General features: G+C 72.1%; 12 protein-coding genes. 8 read left to right on the top strand and 4 right to left on the bottom strand.

Annotated features, from left to right (window positions below; translation table 11 throughout):
• Positions 1 to 63: 63 nt before the first annotated feature.
• From ACZ42X_RS06665 to glgB, 5 genes are all read left to right on the top strand, one after another.
• The gene (locus tag ACZ42X_RS06665; protein WP_468284928.1) at positions 64 to 1,029 is read left to right on the top strand and encodes an SDR family oxidoreductase; all 966 of its coding nucleotides are present in this window, start codon (positions 64 to 66) and stop codon (positions 1,027 to 1,029) included.
• Between the two features lie 313 nt (positions 1,030 to 1,342).
• Complete coding sequence (locus tag ACZ42X_RS06660) at positions 1,343 to 3,328, top strand: alpha-1,4-glucan--maltose-1-phosphate maltosyltransferase (protein ID WP_468285652.1); 1,986 nt, start codon at positions 1,343 to 1,345, stop codon at positions 3,326 to 3,328.
• On the top strand, positions 3,325 to 5,121 hold the full coding sequence (treS, locus tag ACZ42X_RS06655; protein ID WP_468284925.1) for a maltose alpha-D-glucosyltransferase: 1,797 nt from the start codon (positions 3,325 to 3,327) through the stop codon (positions 5,119 to 5,121). Before ACZ42X_RS06660 ends, treS begins: the two co-directional genes overlap by 4 nt.
• Before the next feature lie 373 nt (positions 5,122 to 5,494).
• Positions 5,495 to 6,874, top strand: a complete 1,380-nt coding sequence (locus tag ACZ42X_RS06650) for a maltokinase N-terminal cap-like domain-containing protein (protein WP_361418820.1) — start codon at positions 5,495 to 5,497, stop codon at positions 6,872 to 6,874.
• A gap of 82 nt (positions 6,875 to 6,956) precedes the next feature.
• Entirely contained in the window at positions 6,957 to 9,215 is a 2,259-nt protein-coding gene (gene glgB, locus ACZ42X_RS06645) for a 1,4-alpha-glucan branching enzyme (protein ID WP_468284921.1), read from the top strand.
• On the opposite strand, the gene ACZ42X_RS06640 is transcribed toward glgB, so the two are convergent.
• The 4 genes from ACZ42X_RS06640 to ACZ42X_RS06625 form a co-directional block, all read right to left on the bottom strand.
• Positions 9,202 to 11,424, bottom strand: a complete 2,223-nt coding sequence (locus ACZ42X_RS06640; RefSeq protein ID WP_468285649.1) for a HelD family protein — start codon at positions 11,422 to 11,424, stop codon at positions 9,202 to 9,204. The two genes, glgB and ACZ42X_RS06640, sit on opposite strands and share 14 nt — an antisense overlap.
• 158 nt (positions 11,425 to 11,582) lie before the next feature.
• On the bottom strand, positions 11,583 to 11,900 hold the full coding sequence (trxA, locus tag ACZ42X_RS06635; protein ID WP_468284918.1) for a thioredoxin: 318 nt from the start codon (positions 11,898 to 11,900) through the stop codon (positions 11,583 to 11,585).
• Positions 11,897 to 12,283 (bottom strand): MerR family transcriptional regulator, encoded by a 387-nt coding sequence (locus ACZ42X_RS06630; protein WP_468284915.1) that lies wholly within the window; start codon positions 12,281 to 12,283, stop codon positions 11,897 to 11,899. Before ACZ42X_RS06630 ends, trxA begins: the two co-directional genes overlap by 4 nt.
• A gap of 29 nt (positions 12,284 to 12,312) precedes the next feature.
• A complete protein-coding gene (locus ACZ42X_RS06625; protein ID WP_468284912.1) occupies positions 12,313 to 12,825 on the bottom strand; it encodes an Lrp/AsnC family transcriptional regulator in 513 nt (170 codons plus the stop codon).
• A 45-nt stretch (positions 12,826 to 12,870) separates the two neighbouring features.
• Between ACZ42X_RS06625 and ACZ42X_RS06620 the strand changes: the two genes are divergently transcribed.
• From ACZ42X_RS06620 to ACZ42X_RS06610, 3 genes are read left to right on the top strand one after another with little or no spacing between them, the layout of a single operon-like run.
• Positions 12,871 to 13,203 carry a hypothetical protein gene (locus tag ACZ42X_RS06620; RefSeq protein ID WP_468284909.1) on the top strand — a complete coding sequence of 111 codons (333 nt, stop codon included), beginning with the start codon at positions 12,871 to 12,873 and terminating at the stop codon, positions 13,201 to 13,203.
• Positions 13,200 to 14,081: an aldo/keto reductase gene (locus ACZ42X_RS06615; protein WP_468284906.1), complete on the top strand. Its 882-nt coding sequence runs from the start codon at positions 13,200 to 13,202 to the stop codon at positions 14,079 to 14,081. The genes ACZ42X_RS06620 and ACZ42X_RS06615 overlap by 4 nt, the downstream gene beginning before the upstream one ends.
• A 31-nt stretch (positions 14,082 to 14,112) precedes the next feature.
• On the top strand, positions 14,113 to 14,553 hold the full coding sequence (locus ACZ42X_RS06610; protein ID WP_468284904.1) for a GNAT family N-acetyltransferase: 441 nt from the start codon (positions 14,113 to 14,115) through the stop codon (positions 14,551 to 14,553).
• The last annotated feature ends 45 nt before the right edge of the window (positions 14,554 to 14,598 follow it).

Here is a 14,598-nt window from a genome sequence, read left to right as displayed (position 1 = left end):
CCGCCAGCCTGTGGAGTGCCGTCATGGCAGCAGAGACACCCTATCGAAGGGCCCTTCAGGCACATGTCCGATCACCTTTCCCAGCCCATGCAGACACCCGCGCCGATGCGGGTCGCGGTCGTGGGGGCGACCGGTTTCCAGGGCGGCGCGATCGCCCGTCTCCTGGCGGAGCGGCACCACCGCGTCCGCACGCTGACCCGCCGCCCGGAGGGCGACCGGCCGCCGCTGCCGGGCGTCTCCTTCGCCTCCGGTGACCTGGCCGACGCCGAGGACGTACGGCAGCTCTTCGACGGGGCGACGCACGCGGCGGTGACGATGCCGCTGGTGTACGAGCCCCAGCGGGTCCGCCGGTACGCGCGCAACATCGCGGCGGCCGCCCTGGACTCCGGGGTGCGGCGCCTGGTCTACAACGCCAACACGCGCGTTCCGTCGGTCTCCACCGACGTGGCGGCGTTCGAGACGCGGCGGATCACCGAGGAGGTGCTGCGCGACAGCGGCGTCCCGCTGGTGGTGCTGCGCCCGCCGGTCTACCTGGACAACCTCTTCAGCCCGTGGAACGGCCCCGCCCTGGTCAACGACGGCGTGCTGGCCTACCCGCTGCCCGCGCACACGCCGACGGCGTGGCTCTCGCACCGGGACCTGGCGGAGGCGGTGCTGGCGGCGCTCACCGCGGACGGCGTGGAGGGCCGGACGTTCGACGTCGGCGGCGAGCGGACGCTGACGGGCGAGGAGCTGGCCCAGTCCTTCGCGCGGGGCCTGGGCCGGCCGGTGCGCTACCAGGCGCTGGATCCGGTCGCCTTCGAACAGGGTCTGGCGGCGGTCCTCGGCCCGGCCGCGGCGGCCGGCGTGGCGGGCATCTACCACTACATGGCGTCGGGCACGGACGAGACGCTGATGGCGGGTGACGACGGCGTTTCGGCGCGGGCGTTGTCGCTGCGGTCGGCGCCGGTGGACGAGTGGGTCAGCCGGCAGCCGTGGCAGGTGTGGGCCAACGACCCGGAGGAGCACAACGCCCAGTCCCGGGCGTGAGGACGGCTCCTCACCGGCCTCCACCAGCTCCTCGACGGCTTCTCGACGGCTTCGCGTCACCCATTCGACGGAATCCGGCCAACCGGTCCCGAAATCAACCATACGGGGCCGGTTTCCCGTTTCCCTGTTACACCGGAGTAGTTAACAACGCGCCGGATTGCCCACCCGAAGGGTGTGGGAAGGCTCCTGCGGTACCCGCCCACCCGAGTGAACCCGGACAGGAGCGGTGATGCCTGCGCCCCGCCACTCGTCAACGGAGCAGCTACAAAGAGCGATACCCCGTACGCAACCCTCAGGTGATGCCGTGAACTCGCTGATTGGTCGCATTCCCGTCCTCGATGTCCGCCCTCTGGTCGACTGTGGCAGAAGGCCAGCCAAGGCGGTGGTCGGTGAAACCTTTCAGGTTACGGCCACCGTGTTCCGCGAAGGCCACGACGCCGTGGCCGCCAACGTCGTCCTGACGGACCCGGCCGGCCACGAGGGCCCCTTCACGCCGATGCGCGAACTCGCGCCCGGCACCGACCGCTGGGGCGCCGAGGTCACTCCGACGGCCGAGGGCCGCTGGTCCTATCGGGTCGAGGCGTGGAGCGACCCGGTCGCCACCTGGCGCCACCACGCCTCGATCAAGATCCCGGCGAACCTCGACACCGAGCTCGTCCTCGCCGAGGGCGCGGCCCTGCACGAGCGCGCCGCCGAGGGGGTACCGAAGAGCGAGGGCCGCGAGGCGGTGCTCGCGGTGGTGGACGCGCTGCGGGACGCGCGGCGCTCACCCCAGGAGCGGTGGCGGGCCGCCCTCGCGCCGGAGGCCGTGGACGCCTTGTCCCGGCACCCACTGCGCGAACTGGTCACCTCCTCGCGCCCGTTGCCCCTCCTCGTGGAGCGGGAGCGGGCGCTCTTCGGTTCCTGGTACGAGATGTTCCCGCGCTCCGAGGGGGCCCGCTTCGAGAACGGCCGGCTGGTCTCCGGCACCTTCCGCACCGCGGCCGAGCGGCTGCCGGCGATCGCCGCGATGGGCTTCGACGTGGTGTACCTGCCGCCGATCCACCCCATCGGCACCACCCACCGCAAGGGCCGCAACAACTCCCTGACCGCCGGCCCCGACGACGTCGGCGTGCCGTGGGCGATCGGCTCGCCCGAGGGCGGCCACGACGCCGTCCACCCGGACCTCGGCACCATGGAGGACTTCGACGCCTTCGTGGCGCGCGCCCGCGAGCTGCGCCTGGAGGTCGCGCTGGACTTCGCGCTCCAGTGCTCGCCGGACCACCCGTGGGTGCGCAAGCGCCCGCAGTGGTTCCACCACCGGGCCGACGGCACCATCGCGTACGCCGAGAACCCGCCGAAGAAGTACCAGGACATCTATCCGATCGCCTTCGACCAGGACATGCGGGGCATCGTCCGCGAGACGCTGCGCGTGCTGCGGCACTGGATGGCCCACGGCGTGCGCATCTTCCGCGTCGACAATCCGCACACCAAGCCGGTGGTCTTCTGGGAGAAGGTCATCGCCTCCATCCGCCGCACCGACCCGGACGTGCTCTTCCTGGCGGAGGCGTTCACCCGCCCGGCGATGATGCACACGCTCGCGGCGGTCGGCTTCCACCAGTCGTACACGTACTTCACCTGGCGCAACAGCAAGCAGGAGCTCACCGAGTACCTGACGGAGCTGTCCGGTGACGCGGCCGCCTACATGCGGCCGAACTTCTTCGTGAACACCCCCGACATCCTGCCCGCCTACCTCCAGCACGGCGGCCGGCCCGCCTTCGAGGCGCGGGCGGTGCTCGCGGCGACGATGTCGCCGACGTGGGGCGTGTACGCCGGGTACGAGCTGTGCGAGAACGCCCCGGTGCGCGAGGGCAGCGAGGAGTACCTCGACTCGGAGAAGTACGAACTGCGGCCGCGGGACTGGGAGTCGGCGGAGCGCGAGGGGCGGACGATCACCCCGCTGATCACCGCGCTCAACCGGATCCGGCGGCGCAACGCGGCGCTGCGCCAGCTGCGCTCGATCCACTTCCACCACGTGGACGACGACGCGGTGATCGCCTACAGCAAGCGGTCGGGCTCGAACATTGTTCTGACGGTCGTCAACCTCGACCCGCACCATACCCACGAGGCGACGGTCTCGTTGGACATGCCGGAGCTCGGCCTCGACTGGCACGAGACCGTACCGGTGCGCGACGAGCTCACCGGCGAGACCTATCACTGGGGCAGGGCCAACTATGTGCGCCTGGAACCGGGCGTCACGCCCGCGCACATCCTCGTCCTGCGACCGTCCCCGCCGATCGGAGGGTCACCCACATCATGATCGTCAACGAGCCCGTCCACGACACCTTCGAGGACACCCCCGCCAAGGACCGTGACCCCGACTGGTTCAAACGAGCCGTCTTCTACGAGGTGCTCGTCCGCTCCTTCCAGGACAGCAACGGCGACGGCGTCGGCGACCTCAAGGGCATCACGGCCAAGCTGGACTACCTCCAGTGGCTCGGGGTCGACTGCCTGTGGCTGCCGCCGTTCTTCAAGTCGCCGCTGCGCGACGGGGGTTACGACGTCTCGGACTACACGTCCGTCCTGCCGGAGTTCGGTGACCTGGCCGACTTCGTCGAGTTCGTCGACGCCGCCCACCAGCGCGGCATGCGGGTGATCATCGACTTCGTGATGAACCACACCAGCGACCAGCACCCGTGGTTCCAGGAGTCCCGCACGAACCCCGACGGGCCGTACGGCGACTACTACGTCTGGGCCGACGACGACAAGCAGTTCCAGGACGCCCGCATCATCTTCGTCGACACCGAGACGTCCAACTGGACCTTCGACCCGGTGCGCAAGCAGTACTACTGGCACCGGTTCTTCTCGCACCAGCCGGACCTGAACTACGAGAACCCCGCGGTGCAGCAGGAGATCCTGTCGGCGCTGCGCTTCTGGCTGGACCTGGGCATCGACGGCTTCCGCCTCGACGCCGTGCCGTACCTGTACCAGCAGGAGGGCACGAACTGCGAGAACCTCCCGGCGACGCACGCCTTCCTCAAGCGGGTGCGCAAGGAGATCGACGCGGCCTACCCCGACACCGTGCTGCTCGCCGAGGCCAACCAGTGGCCCGAGGACGTCGTCGACTACTTCGGCGACTACGCCGCCGGCGGCGACGAGTGCCACATGGCGTTCCACTTCCCGGTGATGCCGCGCATCTTCATGGCGGTGCGGCGGGAGTCCCGCTACCCCGTCTCCGAAGTCCTGGCCAAGACCCCGGCGATCCCGGCGAACTGCCAGTGGGGCATCTTCCTGCGCAACCACGACGAGCTGACCCTGGAGATGGTCACCGACGAGGAGCGCGACTACATGTACGCGGAGTACGCCAAGGACCCGCGGATGCGCGCCAACATCGGCATCCGGCGGCGGCTCGCCCCGCTGCTCGACAACGACCGCAACCAGATCGAGCTGTTCACGGCCCTGCTGCTGTCCCTCCCCGGCTCGCCGATCCTCTACTACGGCGACGAGATCGGCATGGGCGACAACATCTGGCTCGGCGACCGGGACGGTGTGCGCACCCCCATGCAGTGGACGCCCGACCGCAACGCGGGCTTCTCCTCCTGCGACCCGGGGCGGCTGTACCTGCCGACCATCATGGACCCGGTCTACGGCTACCAGGTCACGAACGTCGAGGCGTCCATGGCCTCGCCGTCGTCGCTGCTGCACTGGACCAAGCGGATGATCGAGATCCGCAAGCAGAACCCGGCCTTCGGCCTCGGCTCCTACACCGAGCTGCCGTCGTCCAACCCGGCGGTCCTCGCCTTCCTGCGGGAGTACGGCGACGACCTGGTGATGTGCGTGCACAACTTCTCGCGCTTCCCGCAGCCGACGGAGCTGGACCTGCGTCTGTTCAACGGCATGCACCCGGTGGAGCTGATCGGCGGGGTGCGCTTCCCGGCGATCGGCGAGTGGCCGTACCTGCTCACCCTGGCGGGCCACGGCTTCTACTGGTTCCGGCTGCGGAAGGACATGGTCCAGAAGTCGGCGAAGTCCATCAAGCCGGGCGCCGCGCAGGCGACGGCCCCGAAGCCGGCGGCGCAGGGGCCGACGGACCCGCGGGCCGCGACGAGCTGACTCCCCGTTGGCGGACCCCCACCGGGCCCGCCAACGACGTCATGAAGGGCCGCCGACGGCGTCACGGAGGCCCGCCCCAACGCGTCACTGCAACGGCGTAACGGGCTTGGACGGCGGCCGCCCGGCCCTCGCGCGGGCGGCATACCGAGGGGGCATATCCGCTCCGCAAGGCCCCGGCCAAAGGCGGGACGGTTCCTTCCGGTCGGGCGTTTCCGACGGGCCGCCCTGGGAACTCTCCCCCTCATACGTCGACGGGTCTATCCGGACCATCCCCGCCCGACACGTCCCGCACAGCCGGACAGCAATCGCCGCATTCCGGGACACTCTGCACGTTCTGTGCATTCTGTAGTGCCCGGGGAAAGGACGCGCTGCCATGTCGGAGACCGCATCCACCGCCCGGGCCCCGGTCGCCCTGCTCCCTTCCCTGGTGCCCCTGCTCCACGAATGGCTGCCGAGGCAGCGCTGGTTCGCCGGAAAGGGACGCCCCGTCACCGGCTTCACCCTGGTGTCCGCCACCGAGCTGCTCCGTGTCGACACCACGGGCCCCGGCCTGCTGCACCTGCTCGTGCGCGTCCAGCAGCCCGGCCTCGCCCCCTCGGCGCAGGCCGACTGCTACCAGCTGCTCCTCGGCGTACGGACCCATCTGCCGCCGCAGCTGGCCCCCGCCCTCATCGGCCGCGTGACCGACGGACCGCTCGCCGGACGCACGGTGTACGAGGGGCTGAGCGACCCGCGCCTCGCCTCGCTGCTGCTGGAACGATTGCGCACGCCCGGCCCCATGGGCCCGCTGCGCTTCTCGCGCACGGTGGCGATCCCGGACGGGCTCGCGCCGCGCGTGCTCGACGCCGAGCAGTCCAACTCCTCCCTCGTCTACGGCGACGCCTACATCCTGAAGGTGTTCCGCCGGATCTGGTCGGGCGCCAACCCGGACCTGGAGCTGCCACTGGCGCTCGCCCGCGCCGGCTGCGGCCGGGTCCCCGCGCCCGTCGCCTGGTACGAGACCGTCAACAACCACCCGGAGGCCAGCACCCTCGGCGTACTCCAGCCGTATCTGCGCGGCTCCCAGGACGGCTGGCAGCTGGCGCTGGACGCGCTCGCCGCCGGGCGGGACTTCACCGCCGAGGCGCGTGCGCTGGGCCGGACCACCGCCGAGGTGCACACCGCGCTCGCCGACGCCCTGCCGACCGTCGCACTCGGCCGCCCGCAGACCGAGAACCTCGCCATCCAGATGACCCGCCGCCTCGACGCCGCCGCCCAGGCGGTGCCGGCGCTCCTGCCGTTCGTACCCGGTCTGCGGGCCGCCTTCGACGCGGTCGGCAAGCTCGCCGCCGAGGACGTCACGTGGCGCGCGCAGCGGGTGCACGGCGACCTCCACCTGGGCCAGACGCTCCGCACGGAGGACGGCGACTGGTCGGTGATCGACTTCGAGGGCGAGCCCGCGAAGCCGCTCGCCGAGCGCCGCCGCCCGCAGCCGCCCGTCCGCGACGTGGCCGGGATACTGCGCTCCTTCGACTACGCGGCCCGCTCCTACCGCCCCTGGAACCCGGACTGGGCGGAGCGCTGCCGCGACGCCTACTGCACCGGTTACGCCGAGGCCTCCGGCACCGACCCGCGCGACGAGCCCGCGCTGCTGCGCGCATACGAGACGGACAAGGCCGTGTACGAGGTCCTCTACGAGGCCCGGCACCGGCCCGACTGGCTCCCGGTCCCGATGGCGGCGATCCGCCGTCTGGCCGCACAGCCCACCCCCTGACGCCCTGACGCCTTCGAGGAGGCCCTTTCCCGTGACCCCCCGTCGCCCGACCCGCAATCCGGCAGCCCAGAAGCCCCGGCCCGTGAAGCAGACCCCCGTCGGGGAGGCCACCGCCCTGCCCACACCGCCGCCCGGCGCGACGCCCAGGCCCCGCGCGGGCGCCGACGGCGTCGTCCCCGCGCCCCTCGACCCCGGCGACCGGGGGCGGCTGCTCGCCGGGGAGCACCACGACCCGCACGCGCTGCTGGGCGCGCACCCGGTCGCGGACGGCACCGGCATCGCGATCCGGGCGCTGCGCCCGTACGCGGCCGGCGTGACCGTGCTCGTGGCCTCCGACGGGTCCCGCACCGAGCTCCACGACGACGGTGACGGGCTGTTCTCCGGCGTGCTGCCGCTCACGGAGGTCCCGGAGTACCGGCTCCTGGTGACGTACGAGTCGGGCGTCGTCGAGGTCGACGACCCGTACCACTACCTCCCCGCGCTGGGCGAGCTGGACCTGCACCTGATCGGCGAGGGCCGGCACGAGCAGCTGTGGACGGCGCTGGGCGCGCATCCGATGACCCATCAGGGCACGGAGGGCACGCGCTTCACGGTGTGGGCGCCGAACGCGCGCGGGGTGCGGCTGGTCGGGGAGTTCAACTACTGGGACGAGGCCACCGGCCTGCCCATGCGGTCGCTGGGCGCCACCGGCGTGTGGGAGCTGTTCGTGCCGGGCCTCGGCGAAGGGGCCCTGTACAAGTTCGCCGTCACGGGCCCCGACGGCAGCTGCTCGCTGCGCGCGGACCCGATGGCGCGGCGCACCCAGTGCCCGCCGGAGACCGCGTCCATCGTCACCGCCTCGCACCACGAGTGGCAGGACGACGCGTGGATGGCGCACCGCGGCGACCGCCCGGTCCACGAGGCGCCCTTCTCGGTCTACGAGGTGCACCTGGCGTCCTGGCGCCCGGGCCTGACCTACCGGGAGCTGGCCGAGCAGCTGCCCGCGTACGTCAAGGAGCTGGGCTTCACGCACGTGGAGCTGATGCCGGTCGCCGAGCACCCGTACAGCCCGTCGTGGGGCTACCAGGTCACCGGTTTCTACGCCCCGACGGCCCGCCTCGGCACGCCCGACGACTTCAAGTACTTCGTGGACGCCTGCCACCGGGCCGGGATCGGCGTGCTGGTGGACTGGGTGCCGGCCCACTTCCCGAAGGACGACTGGGCGCTGGCCCGCTTCGACGGCACCCCGCTGTACGAGCACCCGGACCCGCGGCGGGCCGAGCACCCCGACTGGGGGACGCTCGAGTTCGACTACGGCCGCACCGAGGTCCGCAACTTCCTCGTCGCGAACGCCGTGTACTGGTGCGAGGAGTTCCACATCGACGGCCTGCGCGTCGACGCCGTCGCCTCGATGCTGTACCTGGACTACTCGCGCGAGGGCGGCGAGTGGGCGCCCAACGAGTACGGCGGCCGGGAGAACTTCGACGCGGTCTCCTTCCTCCAGGAGATGAACGCCACCGTCTACCGCCGCTGCCCGGGCGTCGTCACGATCGCCGAGGAGTCCACCGCCTGGGAGGGCGTCACCCGCCCCACCGACAGCGGCGGGCTGGGCTTCGGCCTGAAGTGGAACATGGGCTGGATGCACGACTCGCTGGTGTACGTCTCCAAGGAGCCGGTGCACCGCAAGTACCACCACAACGAGATGACGTTCTCGATGGTGTACGCGTACAGCGAGAACTACGTCCTGCCGATCTCGCACGACGAGGTCGTGCACGGCAAGCAGGCCCTGGTGACGAAGATGCCCGGCGACTGGTGGCAGCGGCGCGCCACCCACCGGGCCTACCTGGGCTTCATGTGGGCGCACCCCGGCAAGCAGCTGCTCTTCATGGGGCAGGAGTTCGCCCAGGGCGCCGAGTGGTCCGAGGCGCACGGCCCCGAGTGGTGGCTGCTGGCGGACGACTACCACTCGGCCGGCGACCACCGGGGCGTACGCGACCTGGTGCGCGACCTGAACCGCGTGTACACCGCGACGCCCGCGCTGTGGGAGCGGGACACCGTCCCGGAGGGCTTCCAGTGGGTGCTGGGCGACGCGGCGGACGACAACGTCTTCGCGTTCCTGCGGTACGACGCCAAGGGCGAGCCGCTGCTGGCGGTCAGCAACTTCTCGCCGGTGGTGCGCGACGCCTACCGGCTGTGGACGCCGGACGGCGTCTCCGCGTGGACGGAGGTCCTCAACACGGACGCGGCCCAGTACGGCGGCGGCGACGTGCGCAGCGCCTCGCCGGTGCAGCGGGAGGCGGAGCACGACGGCATCCGCCTCACGCTGCCGCCGCTTGCGACGGTCTACCTCAGGCCGGCGTGACGCTCCCGGCGGTCCGGACGATCCCCAGTCGCTGGGTCGCGCGGGTCAGCGCCACGTAGAGGTCGTTGACGCCGTGCGGCCCGGCGGCGCGGATGGCGTCCGGGTCGGCGACGATCACCGTGTCGAACTCCAGGCCCTTCGCCTGCCGGGGTTCGAGGAGGACGACGGGCCGGGTGAGGTCGGGCACCGGCCCGTGCGCGGCGTCCGGCAGCGCCGCGCGCAGGGCCTGGTGGTGTCCCGCCGGGGCGATGACCGCGAGGCGCCCCTCGGCGGGCAGTTCGCGCCGTACGGCCCCGGCGACCGCGCCCGGCAGGTCGTCGGTCTCCGTCTCCCAGGGCGGGACGCCGGTGGAGCGCACGGAGCGCGGCGGCTCGAAGCCGGGGTCCTCGGCCCGTCGCACCTGGGCCGCGACCTCCATGATCTCGGCGGGGGTGCGGTAGTTGACGCCGAGGCGTGCGTGCTCGTAGCGGTCGCCGACGTACGGGTCGAGGATCTCCTGCCAGGAGCCGCAGCCGGCGGCGTCGCCGGTCTGGGCGGGGTCGCCGACCAGGGTCATGGAGTGGGTGGGGACGCGGCGCATCAGCAGCCGCCACGCCATCGCGGACAGCTCCTGCGCCTCGTCCACGATGACGTGCCCGAACGCCCAGGTGCGGTCGGCCGCGGCCCGCTCGGCGGCGCTGCGGTGGTCGGCCTCCTCGTGGCGCTCGGCGAAGCGCTCGGCGTCGATGATGTCGTGGGCGCCGAGCACCTCCGACTCCTCGTCCTCGAACTCGTACGTCCGGGAGGCGTACGACACGTCGAGCACGCCCTGCGCGTACGCGATGCGCAGGTTGCGCTCGCGCTCGGCGGCGGCGCGCTCGGCGGTGTCGTCGTGCCCGAGGAGCTCGGCGGCCTCGTCGAGCAGCGGTACGTCGGCCTCGGTCCATTCGCCCTGCTCCCGGCGGACGAACTCGGCCTCGCCGTCCGGGAGGTAGCCGTCGGGCTCCGCGAGGAAGCGGGCGACGAGCTCCTGCGGGGTGAGCGTGGGCCACAGTTCCTCGATGGCGGCGTGGACGTGGGGGCTGGCGGCGATCTCCTTGCGCATCTGGGTGATGTCGGAGGCGTCGAGGAGGTTGGGGCCGCCGAAGGGATCGGCGCCGAGGCGCTCGGCGAGCTGCTCGGTGAGGGCGTCGATGATCCGGAAGGCGAAGCGCGGGCGGGCGAGGTTGTGCGGCAGGCCGGTGGCGCGGGCGTCCCAGCGGGCGTCCTCGGCCGTGTTCCGGTCGAGCAGGAGGGTGCCGTAGTCGTCGTGGTCGATTTCCAGCGGTGCCTGGGTCGGCGGCACCGTCTGCTGGTCGCGCACGTACCGGGCGAGGACCTCGGCCATGCTCGCGCGGCCCTTTATCTCGGCCGCCTCGGGGGTGTCGGTGCCGGTGGCCCGTACGCCGGGGAAGAGCTCGCCCAGGGTGGCAAGCAGCACGCCGGTCTCGCCGAGCGCGGGCAGCACCTCGCCGATGTAGCCGAGGAAGGCGGGGTTGGGGCCGACGATGAGGACGGCGCGGCGGGCGAGCTGCTCGCGGTACGCGTAGAGCAGGTACGCGGCGCGGTGCAGCGCGACGGCGGTCTTGCCGGTGCCGGGGCCGCCCTCGACGACGAGGACGCCGTGGTGCGGGGCGCGGATGATGCGGTCCTGCTCGGCCTGGATGGTCTGCACGATGTCGCCCATGCGCCCGGTGCGGGCGGCGTCGAGCGCGGCGAGGAGCACGGCGTCGGCGTCCGGGTTCTCGTGGCCGGTGCGGGTGGGGTCGTGCAGGTCCAGGATCTCGTCGTGCAGCGCGGTGACCTCGCGCCCGCGGGTGGTGATGTGCCGGCGGCGCTTCAGGCCCATGGGCTCGTAGCCGGTGGCGAGGTAGAAGGGCCGGGCGACGTCGGCGCGCCAGTCCACGACGAGCGGCGTGCGCTCCTCGTCGTCCTCCCGGATGCCGATGCGCCCGATGTGGTGGTCGCGTCCGTCCCGGAATGCGAGCCGCCCGAAGCAGAGGCCGTTCTCCCCGGCGTCGAAGGCGGCGAGCAGCCCGGACTGCTCGGCCACGAGCACGTCCCGCTCCAGCCGCGCCTGGAATCCGCTGCCGCGGTCCTTGAGGGCGGCCTGGACGGCGCGCTCGGCCTGGTCGCGCAGGTGGTCGAGTCGCGCGTAGAGCTCGGTGATGAATCGCTGCTCTTTCCGCATGTCCTCGGTTGACAATTCGACTCCTGCTGCGATAGAGTTCGCTTACTCGACTTCCGCTTGCGTTTCTTCATGCGCGCATGCGAACCATCAAATATACGCGAGAAAGAGCCCCGGCCGCCATTGCGGACCGGGGCTTTTCCGTAAGCGGTGAGGGCCGTTCAGACGAGCACGTCCTCCAGCTCCTGCAGCAGCCGCCGCTTCGGGCGGGCGCCGACCATCGAGCGCACCGGCTCACCGCCGTCGAAGACCATCAGCGTCGGCGTCGACAGCACCGCGTACCGCGACGCCGTCTCCGGGTTGGTGTCGACGTCGATCTCGACCACCTTCAGCCGGCCGGACTCCTCGGCGGAGATCTCCTTCAGCACCGGGGCGAGCTGGCGGCAGGGGCCGCACCAGGTCGCGGTGAACTTCACCAGGACCGGGCGGTCCGCCGACAGGACCTCCGTACCGAACTCCGCGTCCGTCACCTCGATCATGGGGTACCTCCGAATTCGCAGCGTGGTTCGGGCGTTTCGGTCGCCAGCGTGAGCCGGGCGGCGACCTCGGCGCGGATCGACTGCAACTGGCCGATCAGGCCGTCGAGCTCGGCGAGCTTGCGGCGGTAGACGTCGAGCGACGCCGGACAGGCGTCCCCGGCCGGATGCCCGGCGCGCAGGCAGTCGACGAACGGCCGCGTCTCCTCCAGGTCGAACCCGAAGTCCTGGAGCGTGCGGATCTGCTGGAGCAGCCGCAGGTCGGTCTCGTCGTACGTGCGGTAGCCGTTCTCCGCCCGCCGGGCGGGGAGCAGGCCCCGGGATTCGTAGTACCGCAGGGTGCGCGTGGTCGTTCCCGCGCGCCGAGCGAGCTCGCCGATTCGCATGCCCTCGAACGTAAGCCTTGACGTCGGCGTCAAGGCAACAGGGGTTTACGGGGCACCGGCGACGACAGCACGACGGAGGTGGTGGTCCGGCCCAGCGCCGACGTCTGCTCCAGCACGTCCTCCAGGTGGCCCGTGTCCGTCACCGCCACCTTGAGGATCCAGCAGTCCTCGCCGACCACGTGGTGGGCTTCCAGGATCTCCGGGCGGGCGAGCAGCTCCAGCGTCCGCGGGTGCTTGAAGGTGTAGCCGCCGTGCGGGTTGACGCGGATGAACGCCTGGATGCCGTACCCGAGGCGGGCCGGGGAGACATGGGCGCCGTAGCCGGTGATGGCACCGCACGCCTCCAGCCGCCGCACCCGGTCGGCGACGGCCGCCGGACTGAGGCGGACCCGGCGGCCGAGCTCGCTCAGCTTGATGCGGCCGTCGGTCTGGACGAGCTCCAGGATCTGCCGGTCGACCTGGTCGAAACCGGCTGCCGCGGTTTCGTTGGCGGAGGGGCGCGGACGCCGTTGTTCTTTCGGTACGACGGCCGGATGTCCCATGGTTCCCCCTTCAGGCTGCGACCGGTCAACGTAACACTTGATCACATGCTTGACATATGCGTGATCGGCGGTAGCCGCTATGCCGGAAAGCGCCTCATCCGGCGCCTGTTGGCGTCCGGGGCCGGCTTCACCGGCCCGGTGAACGCCGCCTCGCACGGCCCCCTCACCACCGCCGGCCTCTGCGCGGCGGTGGAGGCGCGGGTCGGTGGCCGGACCGTGTTCCAGGAGGTGGAGGTGGGCGAGGTGTCGCCGCTCTCCTTCCGGCGCGCGTACCCCATGGACAACTCCCGCGCCACGCGGCTCGGGTTCACCTTCCGCCACACCGGCGACTGGCCGGAGCAGGCGATCGACGAGACGCTGGGAGGCGTTGCGGTATGAAGCGGACCATCGGCGACATCGAGGTCGGGGCCGTCGGCCTGGGCGCGATGCCTCTGTCCATCGAGGGCCACCCCGACGAGGCGCGGGCCATCGCGACGATCCACGCGGCGCTGGACGCGGGGACCACGCTCATCGACACGGCCGACTCGTACCACGCACCGCTCGACGGCGAGCCCGGCGACGGCGAGCGGCTGGTGGCCCGCGCCCTCGCGGCGTACGGAGCCCCCACCGATCACGTGCTCGTCGCCACGAAGGGCGGCCGGGGCCGGACCCCCGACGGCGGCTGGACCGTCGACGGCGACCCCGCCCACCTGCGCCGCGCGGCCGAGGCGTCGGCCCGTCGCCTCGGCGTCGAGGCGATCGGCCTCTACCAGCTGCACAAGCCGGACCCCGCGGTGCCGTACGCCGAGTCGCTCGGCGCGCTGCGCGACCTGCTGGACGCGGGCACCATCCGCCTGGCCGGCGTCTCCAACGCCGACACCGCGCAGATCCGCCTCGCCCGCGAGATCCTCGGCGACCGGCTGGTCTCCGTCCAGAACCGCTACTCCCCCGCCGTCCGCGACAGCGAGCCCGAGCTGCGGCTCTGCACCGAACTGGGCCTCGCCTTCCTCCCCTGGAGCCCCCTCGGCGGCCTCTCCCGCAGCTCCCTGGACGGCCCCTCCTCCTCCCAGTCCCCGGACCCGCGCTTCTCCGCCTTCCACGAGGTGGCCGGGGCGCGGGGCGTGACCCCCCAGCAGGTGGCCCTCGCCTGGTCCCTGGCCCGGTCCCCCGCGGTCATCCCCATCCCGGGCGCGAGCCGCCCGGAATCGGCCCGCTCCTCGGCGGCCGCGGCGGGCCTGGTGCTGGAGGAGGCGGAGCTGGCGCTGCTGGGGTGGTGAGGGCGGGGGGCCTCTGTGGTTTCCTGACCCGATGTCTGACCTTCGCTTCGAACAGCCCCTCGACGACGTCGCGTTCACGGACTGGCAGCACGTCCACAACACCGTCATCCCGACGCACCACCTCTCCCTCGACGACGTACGCGAACGGGCGCGGCGCCACCGTCTCGAAGTCGCCTACCTCGGCGAGGAGCTGATCGGGTGCAGCACCGTGCGCCCGCCCGAGGGGGACTCGGTGACGGCCACCGTGATCGCGCGGGTGCTCGCCGCGTACCGGCAGCGGGGGTTCGGCGAGGAGCTGTACGCGCGCGGGTTGGAGCGGGCGCGGGAGCTCGGGGCCGAGGTGGTCGAGACGTGCGTGCTGGCGTCCAACGGGGACGGGCTGCGGTTCGCGCTGAAGCACGGGTTCGTGGAGACCGAGCGCTACCTGCTGCCCGGGGACACCATCCCGTGGATCGACCTGCGGCTGGCCTGAGTCACCGTCCGCTCCCCCGCCGCCGTGCCGCGCCAGATGACGGAA

It is taken from the genome of Streptomyces sp. NPDC030862 (genome assembly GCF_055571835.1).
This window is presented reverse-complemented; position numbering and strand designations above follow the sequence as displayed.